Here is a 12,119-nt window from a genome sequence, read left to right on the forward strand (position 1 = left end):
GGATCACCTCGGGGTGGCGGTCGGGGAGGAGCCGGACGGCGCCGCGGTGGGCCCGGCCGGTGTGACGGTCAGCGGGACGGGGTGGTCGGCGACGGGCATCAGGCAGCCGTTGGTCTCGCTGCAGGCGGCGTAGCCGACGTGGACGACGGCCGGGCCGGTGCCGGCGGCACGGACCGGGAGGGTGGCGGTGACGGGCCCGTCCGGGTAGACGGGCACCGGTTCGGCGATGCCCTCCAGGGCGAGTCGGCGCACGGGGGCCGCGACGGCGAGCGGGGCGGTGGCGCCGAGGGCGCCGTCGGTGCGGGCGGTGGTGGGCCGGCCGACGCCGTCCACGCCGTCCGGGGGGAGGTCGACGGCGTAGAGGTGGAAGCCGGCCTCCTCCGGGGCGAAGGAGAGTTCGAGGGTTCCGGCGCCGTCGTGCCAGTCGCGGAGGGCGACGGTGACGGTGACGCCGCTGTCCTCGAAGCGGCCGAGGAGGGTGGCGGCGGCCGTGGGCTGCTCGGTCCGTTCGGTGCTCCCGCCGGACGAGCAGCCGGCGGCGGGGAGGGCGAGGAGGACGGCGAGCAGGGCCGCGGCGGGGCGGCGGCGGGGGCTCACGCGGCCCACTTCTTGAGGAAGGCGGTGAAGCCGGTGGTGTTGAGGGAGGGCAGGCCGGCGGTGTTGGTGTCGGTCCGGACGGTGCCGTCGGGGGTGACCACGATCAGCACGGGCATCTTGTAACTGCCCTGGGAGTCGTACTTCTTGAGCAGGTTGAAGTTGGCGGTGCTGTGGCTGCCGATGTCGACCTGGACGAGGTGGTACGAGGCGTTGAGGACGCCCTGCACGCCGCTGTCGCCGAGGGTCTTGTCGAGGGCCTTGCAGTTGCCGCACCAGGTGGCGCCGAAGTCGAGCAGGACGTTCTTGCCGTCCGCCTTGGCCTGCTGGAGGGCGGCGGCCACGGCGGCGGGCGAGTCGGCGGCGGCGTTGTAGCCGATGGCGACCGGGCCGCCCCCGCCTGCGGCGGGCTTGGCCGGGGCGGCGCTGCCGGCCTTGGCGGTGGCCTTCGCGGAGGCCGGCGGCTTGGTGCTGGTGGCACTGGCCGAGGGGCTCGGCGTCGGGGTGGGGGTGGGGGTACCGGTCTCCGGCGGGGCGGTGACGATGTTGACCGGCTCGGGCAGGGCGGCGCTGTCGGAGGCCGTGACGGCGGCGCCCGCGGGGGCGGCGTCGCCGCCGGAAGCGGTCGGGCCGCAGGCGGCGAGGGCGGCCGCGGCGGTGGCGAGGGTGAGGGTGAGGGCGTTACGGCGCACGGGAGTTCCTCGGGTTCGGGTTCGGGTTCGGGAGAGGTCCGGGAGTGGTCCGCGAAGGGGTCGGGGCAGACGGTCCGGGGTGGCCGGATCAGTCGGAGAAGTCCTGGGTGAGCCAGACCGTGCCGGCGGAGTCGCGGTACACGGCGATGCCGACGTGGGTGAAGCTCCGGCTGAGCAGGTTGCGCCGGTGGCCGTCCGCGGGCGGCTTCTCGTCGAGCATGCTCTGCGTCAGGCGGACGGCCTGCGCGGCGATGTCGGCGGTGCCGGTGGAGACCGGTCCGCCGCGGCCGATGTTCTCGCCGGCGGCGCCCCAGTGGACGCCCTGGGCGCTCTCGCGCCCGCCGACGGCGGGTTCGCCGGGGCACTGGTGGGACAGTCCGCAGCCGCCGCTCATCACGGCGTTGTGTCCGGCGGCGGCCGCGGTGAGCCCGCCCGTCAGGGTGTACGGGGGGAGGCCCTGGCCTGCCCTGGCGCTGTTGATCAGGGCGAGGACCTGCTGGACCTCGTCCCCGCCGCCCGCCGTGCCCGCGGCCGCACCGGCGGGCTTGGCGGCGGGGGACGCGGCGGGTGTGCCGGTGCGGGTGGCACCGGGCTTGGCCGCGGTCGGAGCGGCGGGAGGGGAGCTCGCGGCAGCACTCCCGCCGGCGGGCCCGGCCGGAGCGCTCGGGTCGGCCGTCGCGGTGCCACCGGTCTGGTCGGGCACGGCGGGCGGGGCGGTGACGGCCTGCGCGGCGGCGACCGCGGCGGTCGCGGCGGGTGCGGTGCCGTCGGCCGGGCCGGGCAGTGCGGCGACGGCGGCCACGGCGCCGCCCGCGGCGAGCACCAGCGCACCGGCGACGGCCGCGCGGGGCAGCCGCGGCATCCGTCGGGCGGCGCGGTGGGCCGGGGTGCGGCCCTGGGGCCCGGGCGCACGGGGGTCGATGGACATGGGGGTACCTCGGGATCGGGTGAGGGTTGCCGTGTCCCGGAGAGGGGTCCGGCCGGGGGCCGGGTCGGGAGACGGTGGGTCGGCGCACCCGGTCCGCGAGTCCGGGGTGCGCGTGGAGCCCTGTCGCCTCACCGGTCCGGCGGGCCGTCAGGAGCTCCTGCGACAGCAACCATAGGGCGCCCGGACGGCCTGGCACGCCGTTGCGGCCGATCTTCAGGAACGCCTAAGGAAGCCCGCAGCCGCTGCTTCGGAAGCAGCCCCGGAACCCGCCCCGACCTGCACCCCGACCTGCACCCCGAGCTGCGCCAGGACCCGCCGGGCCGGGCTTCGGCCCGGCCCGGCCGAAAGGCCCGCGGCCCCGCTCAGAGGTCCGTCTCGCGCACCGAGGACTGGGCGCGCGGCTGCACCGTGGAGGTGATCTGGGAGCGGTGCTGCGAGCTGGCGAAGGTGACCTGCAGCGTCTGCGCGGAGCCCTGGGCGGTCTGGGTGGTGAACCCGGGCGCCGGCAGCGCGGAGACCAGGCAGACGGCGCTCGCGCCGTACCGGACGGTGACCTGCCCGCCCTCGGACTTCACGGTGTACACGCCGGGACCGCCGGGGCACGAGCCGGGCTGCTCGCCGCCCTGCGGCGTGGGCGTGGCCGTGCCGGAGGGGGTCGGCACCCGGGTCTTCGTCGGCGACGGGCCGCCCCCGGCGCTCGGCGGGCCGCCCGGGGTCGCGCTCGACGGCGCGGCGGACGGCGGGCCGGAGGGGACGGGCGCCGCGGACGGGCTCTGCGCCACCGCCACCGCCGACGCCGCCGCCGCGATCCCGTCCACCGCCGTCCCGATCCCGTCGGCCCCCGTCCGGACCGTCGGCGGGACCTCGGCCGTGGAGTCCACGACGAAGCCGACCGCGAAGAACACGGCCGTCACGGCGAAGGCCGTGCAGCAGATCCAAACCAGCAGGTAGCGAGCGAGACGGTGCACGCGGGCCATCATCCACGATCCGCTACGGTGTCCCCCATGCCGAGCGTCCTTGTCGTCGAAGACGAACCAGAGATACGCGCTTCGCTGATCGAGGTGCTCAGTGCGCACGGGCACCTGGTGCGCAGCGCGGGCGACGGGTTCGGCGCGCTGCGCGAGGTCACCCGGGCGCCGCTGGACGCCGTGGTGCTCGACCTCGGGCTGCCGGACCTGGACGGCGCGGACGCCCTGCGCATGATCCGCGGCATCTCCCAGGTGCCGGTCCTGGTCGCCACCGCCCGCGACGACGAGACGGAGATCATCAAGCTGCTGGACGCCGGCGCCGACGACTACCTGGTCAAGCCGTTCTCCGGCGGGCAGCTGGTGGCCCGGCTCAACGCGGTGCTGCGGCGCTCCGCGGCCGCCGCGCCGGCGGCCGCGGCGGCCGGCCCGGCGACCGACCCGGGCGGGCTGCTGACGGTGGGCGGGCTGGCGATCGACCCGCGCGGCCGCTCGGCCCACCTGGACGGGGTCGAACTGCGGCTCACGCGCCGCGAGTTCGACCTGCTCGCCTACCTGGCCCGGCACGTCGACCAGGTGGTGCCCAAGAGCCGGCTGCTCGCCGAGGTCTGGCGCGAACCGTACGTGGACGACCAGACCATCGACGTCCACCTCTCGGCGCTGCGGCGCAAGCTCGGCGAGCGCGGCTCGCTCCCCCGGTACCTGCGGACGGTGCGCGGGGTCGGGATCAAGATGGTGACCCCCCGGTGAGACGGTCGCTGGCCGGGGTGGCCCTGGCCGTCACCTCGATGGTGGCCCTGGCCTTCCTGATCCCCCTCGGCGTGCTGGTGGCCGACCAGGCCCGCAAGCAGAGCACCACCGCCGCCGAGCAGCGCGCCGCCGCCCTGGCGCCCGTGCTGGCGCTCACCACCCGCACCGCCGACCTCCAGCAGGCCGTCTCCGGCCTGGACCCCGGCGAGGGGCTGGGCGTCCACCTGCCCGACGGCCGGCACCTGGGGGCCGGACACGCCCCCGCCGAGCTGCTGCACCGGGCCACCGACGAGGGCGAGTCGATCGCCCAGGACGTGCCCGGCGGCTGGATCTACCTCCAGCCCGTGGTGCTCGGCCAGAACGGAACGGCCGTGGTCGAGGAGTTCGTCCCCGACGCGGACCTCACCCGCGGGGTGACCGCCTCCTGGGCGGTGATGTCCCTGCTGGCGGTCGGTCTGATCGCCGGCTCGGTGCTGGTCGCCGACCGGCTCGGCGCCCAGGTGGTGCGCTCCTCCAAGAGCCTGTCCCGGGCCTCGCACGCCCTCGGCGCCGGCGACCTGGAGATCCGGGTGGAGCCCGCGGGCCCCCGGGAACTGCAGGACGCCGGACAGGCCTTCAACGCCATGGCCGACCGCATGATCGACCTGCTCGCCACCGAGCGCGAACTGGTCGCCGACCTCTCGCACCGGCTGCGCACTCCGCTGACCGCCCTCCAGCTGGCGACCGACCGGATGGCCCCGGGCCCCGACGCCCGCCGGATCGGCTCGGCCGTGACGCAGCTGGAGGAGGAACTCAACTCGATCATCGCCGCCGCCCGCACCCCGCTCGCCACCGGGCCGATGGGCCGCGCCCTGACCGCCCCCGAGGAGGCCCGCACGGCACGCTCCGCCGCCGGGCGGTCCCCGGCGGCGGGCCGCGCCGCCGGGGACCGGGCGGAGGCGGCCGAGGTGATCCGCCACCGGGCGGGCTTCTGGGCCACCCTGGCCGGCCACCAGGACCGGGACTGCCGCCTGGAGATCACCACCGAGCCGACGCCCGTCCGGCTCCCCGCGGACGACCTCACGGCCGTGATCGACTCGCTGGTCGGCAACGTCTTCCGGCACACCCCGCCCGGCACCCCGTTCGCCGTCCGGGTGGAGCGCACCGCGCAGAGCGTCGAACTCACCGTCGAGGACGCCGGCCCCGGCATCGACGACCCGGACGGCGCCCTGGCCCGCGGCGCCAGCACCGGTTCCACCGGCCTCGGCCTGGACATCGCCCGCCGCGCCGCCACGGCCACCGCCGGCGCCCTGCGGATCGACCGCGGCCCGCTCGGCGGCGCCCGCATCACCCTCTCCCTCTGCCTCGCCGCCGACCCCGCCACCGGCCCCGGCCGCCGCACCCGCCGCCGCGCCCCGTCGCGCTGACCCCGCGCCCCCGGCTGGCACCGCCCGCCCCCGAGCGCTCTTCCCCGGAACCGGGCCGTCGACCTAACGTGGTGTCATGGAGACGGTATGGGTGGACCGTTCGGACCCTGACGCGATCGACCTCGTTCTCACCGGCGACGACCCCTCGCCCCGCTTCGCCGCCGGGGTCTCCCTCGACGTGGGGCGCAGCCTGCCCCTGCTGTTCGCGCTCGGGATGCTCCTCGCCGTACCGGTCTGCGTCGTCATGCGGTTCGCCGGCGCGGGGTGGGCCCCGGTGTGGGCGGCCGCCGGGATCGTCGGTGCGATCGGCGCCGTCGTCCCCGCAGCCGTGGTGGTCTACACGGCCTTCTTCCTGCGGGTGCACCGGCTCCGGTTCTCCCCCGCCGCCGCGCCGACCACCGTCGCCCTCGTCCGGGCCGCCCGCGCCGCCCGGCCGAGGCCGCTCACCGAGGTCCGGCAGATCCGGATCGACCGCTCCGTCGAGGAGCCGTACGAGGGCGACCCGCAGCCCGAGACCGTCACCGTCACGTTGACCGTACGGCTGGCCCACGGCTGGATCGCGCCCAAGCCGCTGCCCCCGGACACCGACGCCGCCGCCCTGTACCGGGAGCTCCACGACCTCCTCTCCCCCGCCGTCCCGGTGGCCCTGTTCGTCCGGCGCCATCCCCGGCCCCTGCCCTCGCCCCCTTCGGAGATCGACTACGGCGCGCTGGGCCACGGCGGCTCGACCGGCGGTGGCGGCAGCTGAGGTCCGGCCGGCCGAAGGACGTCAGCCCTTCTCGTCCGGGCCCTCCCGTGCCGGCCGGTCCGGTTCGGCCCCGATCGCCGGGCGCAGTCCCTCGTGCCGCGGACCGAGCCCGAACTGCTCGTCGCGCGGCCACACGTGCGCGTGCAGGAACCCGTCGGTGTTGCCGAGATCTCCAGGTCCACCCGCCGGAAGGCGCCGTCCAGCCCGACCGGCCGGTGACCCTGATGGCACGTCAGGGGAAGGTTTGGGTACGGTCAGGGTTGATCCCGGATGGCGGTGGAGCGCGGGTCGGACAGACTCGACCACGAACCGAACGAGTCGCCACGATCCTGGAGTGTCAGCGTGAACACCACTGTGCGGAACCGACGTTGGACCAACCTCGCGGTTGCCGGAGCGATGCTGGTCGCGGTGGTCGCCGGTGCGGGCGGGTCGGCCTCGGCCGCGCCCCTCCCGACGGCGTCCGGCGCATCCACCGCGTCCGCCGCCCTGCCGCCGCTGGACCGCGAGGCGGTCCGCAAGGCGGTGGCCGGGTTCCCGGACGCCGAGATCAACGGAGCGCTCGTCCGCATCGCGGGCGACGGGCGGCCGTTCGGGGCGTCGGGCGGTATCGGCGACCGGACCACCGGGGAGGCACCGGACCCGGAGGGAAGGTTCCGGATCGGCTCGATGTCCAAGGTGTTCACCGCCACCGTCGTGCTCCAACTGGCCGCGGAGCACCGGCTGGACCTGGACGGCACCGTCCAGCAGTACCTGCCGGGCCTGCTGCCCGCCGACTTCCCGCCGGTCAGGATCGGCCAACTCCTCAACCACACCTCGGGTCTGCCGCACGGCACCAGTGGCGCCTGGGGCGACGGCACGGCGGAGTGGTTCGTCGCCCACCGGTTCGACAGCTGGACGCCCCAGCAGGTGGTCGCCACCCTCGCCGGCCAGCGGATGGTCTTCGCGCCGGGCACCGGACAGCAGTACAACGGTTTCAACACCTTCGTCGCCGGCCTCCTGATCGAGAAGGTCACCGGCCACGCCTACGCGCACGAGGTGCGGCACCGGATCATCCAGCCGCTGCACCTGCACGACACGACCGTCCCGGACCGTGACGACAGCCGGCTGGCCCGCCCGGCGGCGCACGCGTACCTCACCGTGCACGACGCGGACGGCACCGGCCACCAGGTGGACGTCACCGAGCAGAGCCCGTGGCCGTGGGCGGAGGGCGGCCTGATCTCCAGCGCGCCCGACCTGGACCGCTTCCTCACCGCACTGTTCCAGGGCCGGCTGCTGCCCGCGGCCCAGCAGGAGCTGCTGTTCACCCTCCCCGACGTGCCCAACGTCGACAACCCGCAGTGCCTGCCCGGCCAGGTGTCGGCCTGCATGAGCATGGGCCTGGTCCGCACGGAGATCAACGGCGTGACCCTCTGGGGGAAGACCGGGTCGCGCCCCGGCTGGACCAGCGGCATGTTCGCCACCCGCGACCTGCAGCGACGGATGGTCTACTCGTTCAACCCGACGAGCCCCCGCGGCGCCGACATGCGGTACATCCTCCGGCTCGCCAACGCGGTGATCCCGCCCGCCAAGTAGGTCGCCGGTCCGGGCCGGCGTCGGCGTCGGCCCGGACTGACCTCGACTTCTCCCCCGCGCACGACGGCCCGACCCGGGACCAGTGGGACGCGCTCGTCCCGGCCTGAGCCCGTCGACCGCGTGACGCGGTGTCAGCCCATGCTCTTGGCGCCGTCCAGGGCCTCGCGGATGATGTCCGCGTGGCCGGCGTGCTGGGCGGTCTCGGCGATGATGTGGAGCAGGACCCGGCGGGCGGACCACTGCGCGTCGGCGTCGAACCAGGGCGCCTTCGGCAGGGGGTGGGCGGCGTCCAGGTCCGGCAGGGTGGCGACCAGTTCGTCCGTACGGCGGGCGGTCTCGGCGTAGTCGGCGAGGACACCGGCCAGGGTCTCGCCGGCCAGCAGCTCGAAGCCGTCCCGGCGGCGGGCGAAGTCCTCCTCCGTCATGGCGGTGAAGTCCGGCATCGCCGACGGGCCTTCGAGGATGAACCCGACCCAGGCCTGCTCGACCCCGGTGACGTGCTTGATCAGCCCGCCCACGCAGAGCTCGCTCACGGTCGAGCGCGTCGCGGCCTGCGCGTCGGTCAGCTCCTTCGCGGTGAAGCGCAGGAAGAACCGCGCCTTGCCGAGCTGCTCCAGCAGGTCGGCGCGCTCGCCGGTGAGGGCCGGGGTGCGGGTGGTGGTGGTCTCGGTCATGGTCTCTCCGCCTTCGTGAGGTGTCGTCCGTCGACATGGGAGACAGTAGGCGCCGTTCAGGTCAGATCCTGACCTGAATCGGCCCGGCCGCGTGGTTCTGAGTACCGCTGCTCATGTGCCGCCGGGCCCCGGCTGACATGCTCCCCGCTGTGAAGAGCAGCAGCAGAAGGATCCTGACGGCCGCTCACCTCGTCCTGGTCTGGGCGACCATGGCGGCCGCGGTACCGGCGCTCGGCTTCGGTCTGGTGCTCGCCGCCTGGGGCGGCGGGGCCGTTGCGGCCCTCCTGGTCCTCGCCCTGGGCGTGGCCGCCGCGGTGGGCCTGCTGGTCGCGGCATACCTGCCGCTGCGCGGCACGGCCCCTCGGTACGACACCACGACGGGGATCCTCGGCCGGGCGCTGCCGGTCTTCGCCCTCGGCACGTTCGGCGTCCTGGCCGGAGTGGCGGCCTACACCAGCCACGTGGACCTGGGCAGCGCCGACACCCGGATCGCGTTGACGGGCGCTCCGTACGCCTTCGCCGCGGCGTTCTTCGTGCCGAGCCGCCCGGTCCGCCTGGGAGCGGCGGCCGTGCTGGCGGCCGCCGTGGCGTACGGGGGTCTCGTCGTCCTGCCGCACGTCGACCAGCGGCGGTACGAGGCCGAGGTCGCGCGGTACCGGCAGCACCAGGAACTTCTGTACGCGGGCGACGCGCCGCCCGGCATGGAGATCCTGCGCGCTGCGGCCGGCGGCGACTTCCGGATCGAGTACCGGCCCGTCGGCGAGTACGACCTCCGGCGGCAGGTCAGCCTGACGGTCCGCCACCCACCCACCCCCACGCTCCGGTGCCCGCCGCCGGTGGACGGCGCGACCTGCGCGGAGGAGTCGAACGGCGACCTGCGCAAGGTCGCTCGCGACCCTTCCGGGAGCGTCCAGGTCACCCTCACCCGCCGCCACCGGGACGTGCAGGTGGACGTCACCGCCCGGACGCCCGACGACGAACCGCGGCTCCGCCGCCTCCTCGACACCCTGCACCCGCTGTCGGACGGGGAACTCGAGGAGCTGGTGCGCCAGGAGAAGATCGTCCCCGCGCTCTGACCGCCTGCCGGTCGGACGGAAAACCACTCGTCAGCCTCCGGGTCGGACCGTAGGATCCGCGCCCGTGACCTCAAACGACGAGATTCTTGACGCAGCCCTGACGAAGATCAACGACCGGTACGTCTTCCCCGAGCTGACCGCGGCCATCGAGGAGGCGCTGCGCGCACGCGCGGCCGGCGGCGAGTACGACGGGCTGACCGGGCCCGAGCTGTGCGCGGCGGTGACCGGGCACCTCCAGGAGGTCCGGCCGGACAAGCACCTGCGCCTGCTGTGGAGCGAGGAGGCGGTGCCGGTCGAGGAGGAGGACTCTCCCGAGGAGGAGGCCGCGCGCTGGGCGGAGGTCTACCGCCGGGGGAACTACGGCATTCGCCGGGTCGAGCAGTTGGACGGGAACATCGGCTACCTCGACCTGACGTTCATCCCGGACGCCGGCGCGGGGCGCCAGGCGATCGGTGCCGCCATGCAGCTGGTCGCGCACACCGACGCCCTCGTGATCGACCTGCGCACCTGCCGGGGCGGCTCGCCGAACGGCGTCGCCCTGTGGTGCAGCTTCTTCTTCCCCGACGACGAGCTGCACCTCAACGACATCTACGACCGGGAGACCGACTCGACCCGGCAGTTCTGGACGTACCCGCACCTGCCCGCACCCCGCTACCTGGACCGCCCGGTGACGGTACTGACCGCCGCCTTCACCTTCTCCGGCGGTGAGGAGCTGGCCTACAACCTGCAGGCCAACAAGCGCGCGACCCTGATCGGCGAGACCACCCGGGGCGGCGCCCACCCCACCGACCGCTTCGCGCTCACCCCGCACATCACCGTCACCGTCCCGACCGCCCGCTCGATCAACCCGATCACCGGGACCAACTGGGAGGGCGTCGGCGTCGTGCCGGACGTCGCGGCGCCGGCCGACCGGGCCCTGGAGACCGCGCTCTCCCGGCTGCGCGCCGACCGGGACTGAGTCCGCGTCACCGGCTCCCGGACGGCGCCCCGCTCCGGCACCCGCGCCTGCGGGTGCCGGGGCCGGAGGGGGTGGCGGACATGATGCGGTCGTTGTGGGGTAGACGTCTGCCGACTCTGGGGAGGAACGATGGGGAGATCGCCGCGGCAGGCCGCCACAGCAGCTACCAACCGGACCGTACGCGGCGCCCGGTGGCGCCTGGCGCCGGGCGGACGGAAGAAAGACAAAGACGCGGAGACGCCCGCGGCGGCGCCGGAGACCGCCACCGGGCGCGCCGCGCCCGACCGGCGGCCGATCACCCCTCGCGGCGTGCTCACCGTGGCCGCACGCTCGCTCGCGCGGGTCGTCGCGCTGCTGGCCTTCGCCCTCTGCGCGGCCGTCGTCATCAGGCTCACGCTCACACCGTCGGCGGCGTCGATGCGGATCGCGCACACCAACCTGTCGCCCGGCACCAGCATCCGCCTCTACCTGGACCGCCCGTCGGTGCGCGCGGCGCTGTTCCAGGTCGGCGGGAACGCCCTCGTCGGCGCACCCTTCGGCGTTCTCCTCCCCGTGGTCAGCCGCCGCCTGCGCGGGCCGGTGCGAACCACCCTCGCCGCCGCACTGGCCGTCACCGTGCTGGAGACGTTCCAGCACTTCTTCGTCCCGGGGCGCAGCTTCGACGTCGACGACATCATCCTCGCCTCCGCGGGCGCCCTCGTCGCCTATCTCCTCATCGGGCTCGCGGTGTCACGCCGGATCCATCCGCGGCGCCCCCGCAGGAGCGCCGCCGACACCGGACGTTGACGGCGCCGCGGCTCAACGCCCGACCGGGGCGAGGCCGGTGCAGCCGCGCAGGCCGTCGCGGCGCTTGACCGCGGCGGCCGCCTGCGCTCCGGTGTGCGGAACGGGCACGCCCTGCCCGTTGATCTGCGCCGGCGTGAACTCCTCGCCCGTCACCTTGCCGGCGGTGATGGTCAGCGTGGTCACCCCGGTCTCGGTGCCGCCGGCGCTGCTGGAGTTGTACCAGAGGAAGTTGCCGAAGCCGTACGCCACGTACGTGGAGTCCAGCATCCCCGATCCCAGCAGCGTGTGGGCGTGCGTGCCGACCACGGCGGTGACTCCGGCACTCGCCAGCTTCCTGGCGAGGGCGGTCTGGGCGGCGGTCGGACAGGGATTGGTCTCCTGCCCCCAGTGCAGGTAGACCAGGACCACCGGCGCCTGCGCCTTGGCCCGTGCCACCGCGTCCAGCAGCGCGGCCTCGTCCAGTGCCGAGGCGATGCCCGGCTTTCCGGCCCCGGCCCGCCAGTTCTTGTTGGTCTCCTCGTCCACCTGGCTGGCCGCCAGCACCGCGACCTTCACGCCCTTGACCTCCGCGACGTGCGGCGCGTACGCCTCCTCGGCGTCCTTGCCGAGTCCGACGACCGGGATCGGCGAGGAGGCCTTGGCCGCCAGCGAGTCGGTCAGCCCCACCTGGCCGAAGTCCACGGCGTGGTTGTTGGCGAGCGAGACCATGTCCACGCCCGAGTCCTGCAGCACCTTGAGCGAGCGGGCCGGGGCGCGGAAGGTGAAGGCCTTCGCCTGCGGCGCGCCCCGGTCGGTGATCGCGGTCTCCAGGTTGACCATCGACAGGTCCGCGTCGGCCAGCTGCTTCGAGATCGGGCCGAGCGCCTGCTGCGGCGGCGCCACGTTCAACCGCGCCTTCGTCCGCCCCTCGAAGTGCACGTCCCCCGCGAACGCCACCGTGATCGTGGCCGCCGGAGCCGCGGCCGGGGCG

General features: G+C 75.0%; 13 protein-coding genes and 1 pseudogene. 7 read left to right on the plus strand and 7 right to left on the minus strand.

Annotated features, from left to right (window positions below; genetic code table 11):
• Window positions 1-3: 3 nt before the first annotated feature.
• The 4 genes from ABEB06_RS04430 to ABEB06_RS04445 form a co-directional block, all read right to left on the minus strand.
• The gene (locus ABEB06_RS04430) at window positions 4-597 is read right to left on the minus strand and encodes a hypothetical protein (protein WP_345695453.1); all 594 of its coding nucleotides are present in this window, start codon (window positions 595-597) and stop codon (window positions 4-6) included.
• Window positions 594-1,286: a thioredoxin family protein gene (locus ABEB06_RS04435; protein ID WP_345695454.1), complete on the minus strand. Its 693-nt coding sequence runs from the start codon at window positions 1,284-1,286 to the stop codon at window positions 594-596. The genes ABEB06_RS04430 and ABEB06_RS04435 overlap by 4 nt, the downstream gene beginning before the upstream one ends.
• 88 nt (window positions 1,287-1,374) lie before the next feature.
• On the minus strand, window positions 1,375-2,214 hold the full coding sequence (locus ABEB06_RS04440) for a CAP domain-containing protein (RefSeq protein ID WP_345695455.1): 840 nt from the start codon (window positions 2,212-2,214) through the stop codon (window positions 1,375-1,377).
• Between the two features lie 362 nt (window positions 2,215-2,576).
• Window positions 2,577-3,182 (minus strand): hypothetical protein, encoded by a 606-nt coding sequence (locus tag ABEB06_RS04445; RefSeq protein WP_345695456.1) that lies wholly within the window; start codon window positions 3,180-3,182, stop codon window positions 2,577-2,579.
• A 36-nt stretch (window positions 3,183-3,218) separates the two neighbouring features.
• Between ABEB06_RS04445 and ABEB06_RS04450 the strand changes: the two genes are divergently transcribed.
• The 3 genes from ABEB06_RS04450 to ABEB06_RS04460 all read left to right on the plus strand — a co-directional run bounded on the left by ABEB06_RS04450 (window position 3,219) and on the right by ABEB06_RS04460 (window position 6,083).
• Window positions 3,219-3,929 (plus strand): response regulator transcription factor, encoded by a 711-nt coding sequence (locus tag ABEB06_RS04450; protein WP_345695457.1) that lies wholly within the window; start codon window positions 3,219-3,221, stop codon window positions 3,927-3,929.
• Entirely contained in the window at window positions 3,926-5,335 is a 1,410-nt protein-coding gene (locus ABEB06_RS04455; RefSeq protein WP_345695458.1) for an ATP-binding protein, read from the plus strand. Before ABEB06_RS04450 ends, ABEB06_RS04455 begins: the two co-directional genes overlap by 4 nt.
• A 76-nt stretch (window positions 5,336-5,411) precedes the next feature.
• Window positions 5,412-6,083, plus strand: coding sequence for a hypothetical protein (locus tag ABEB06_RS04460; RefSeq protein ID WP_345695459.1), 672 nt, complete (start codon window positions 5,412-5,414; stop codon window positions 6,081-6,083).
• Between the two features lie 21 nt (window positions 6,084-6,104).
• Here ABEB06_RS04460 and ABEB06_RS04465 read toward each other — a convergent pair.
• Window positions 6,105-6,283 (minus strand): annotated as a pseudogene (locus tag ABEB06_RS04465) (diadenosine tetraphosphate hydrolase); the annotation flags it as partial.
• A gap of 142 nt (window positions 6,284-6,425) precedes the next feature.
• Between ABEB06_RS04465 and ABEB06_RS04470 the strand changes: the two are divergent.
• Window positions 6,426-7,655, plus strand: coding sequence for a serine hydrolase domain-containing protein (locus tag ABEB06_RS04470; RefSeq protein WP_345695460.1), 1,230 nt, complete (start codon window positions 6,426-6,428; stop codon window positions 7,653-7,655).
• A 131-nt stretch (window positions 7,656-7,786) separates the two neighbouring features.
• Here ABEB06_RS04470 and ABEB06_RS04475 read toward each other — a convergent pair whose 3' ends face one another.
• Window positions 7,787-8,329, minus strand: a complete 543-nt coding sequence (locus ABEB06_RS04475; protein ID WP_345695461.1) for a DinB family protein — start codon at window positions 8,327-8,329, stop codon at window positions 7,787-7,789.
• Between the two features lie 149 nt (window positions 8,330-8,478).
• On the opposite strand from ABEB06_RS04475, the gene ABEB06_RS04480 reads away from it, so the two are divergent.
• From ABEB06_RS04480 to ABEB06_RS04490, 3 genes are all read left to right on the plus strand, one after another.
• Window positions 8,479-9,405, plus strand: a complete 927-nt coding sequence (locus ABEB06_RS04480) for a hypothetical protein (protein ID WP_345695462.1) — start codon at window positions 8,479-8,481, stop codon at window positions 9,403-9,405.
• A 64-nt stretch (window positions 9,406-9,469) separates the two neighbouring features.
• Window positions 9,470-10,363 carry a S41 family peptidase gene (locus ABEB06_RS04485; RefSeq protein WP_345695463.1) on the plus strand — a complete coding sequence of 298 codons (894 nt, stop codon included), beginning with the start codon at window positions 9,470-9,472 and terminating at the stop codon, window positions 10,361-10,363.
• Window positions 10,364-10,672: 309 nt separating this feature from the next.
• The gene (locus ABEB06_RS04490) at window positions 10,673-11,149 is read left to right on the plus strand and encodes a VanZ family protein (protein ID WP_345695464.1); all 477 of its coding nucleotides are present in this window, start codon (window positions 10,673-10,675) and stop codon (window positions 11,147-11,149) included.
• 12 nt (window positions 11,150-11,161) lie between these two features.
• On the opposite strand, the gene ABEB06_RS04495 is transcribed toward ABEB06_RS04490, so the two are convergent.
• Complete coding sequence (locus ABEB06_RS04495) at window positions 11,162-12,085, minus strand: CapA family protein (RefSeq protein WP_345695465.1); 924 nt, start codon at window positions 12,083-12,085, stop codon at window positions 11,162-11,164.
• Window positions 12,086-12,119 lie beyond the last annotated feature (34 nt).

The organism is Kitasatospora terrestris (assembly GCF_039542905.1).
GTDB classification, from domain to species: Bacteria; Actinomycetota; Actinomycetes; order Streptomycetales; family Streptomycetaceae; genus Kitasatospora; species Kitasatospora terrestris.

Coding starts and splice junctions, on each gene's coding strand:
- ABEB06_RS04475 (WP_345695461.1), bottom strand. CDS start 8,329: ATGACCGAGACCACCACCACCCGCACCCCGGCCCTCACCGGCGAGCGC.
- ABEB06_RS04460 (WP_345695459.1), top strand. CDS start 5,412: ATGGAGACGGTATGGGTGGACCGTTCGGACCCTGACGCGATCGACCTC.
- ABEB06_RS04450 (WP_345695457.1), top strand. CDS start 3,219: ATGCCGAGCGTCCTTGTCGTCGAAGACGAACCAGAGATACGCGCTTCG.
- ABEB06_RS04440 (WP_345695455.1), bottom strand. CDS start 2,214: ATGTCCATCGACCCCCGTGCGCCCGGGCCCCAGGGCCGCACCCCGGCC.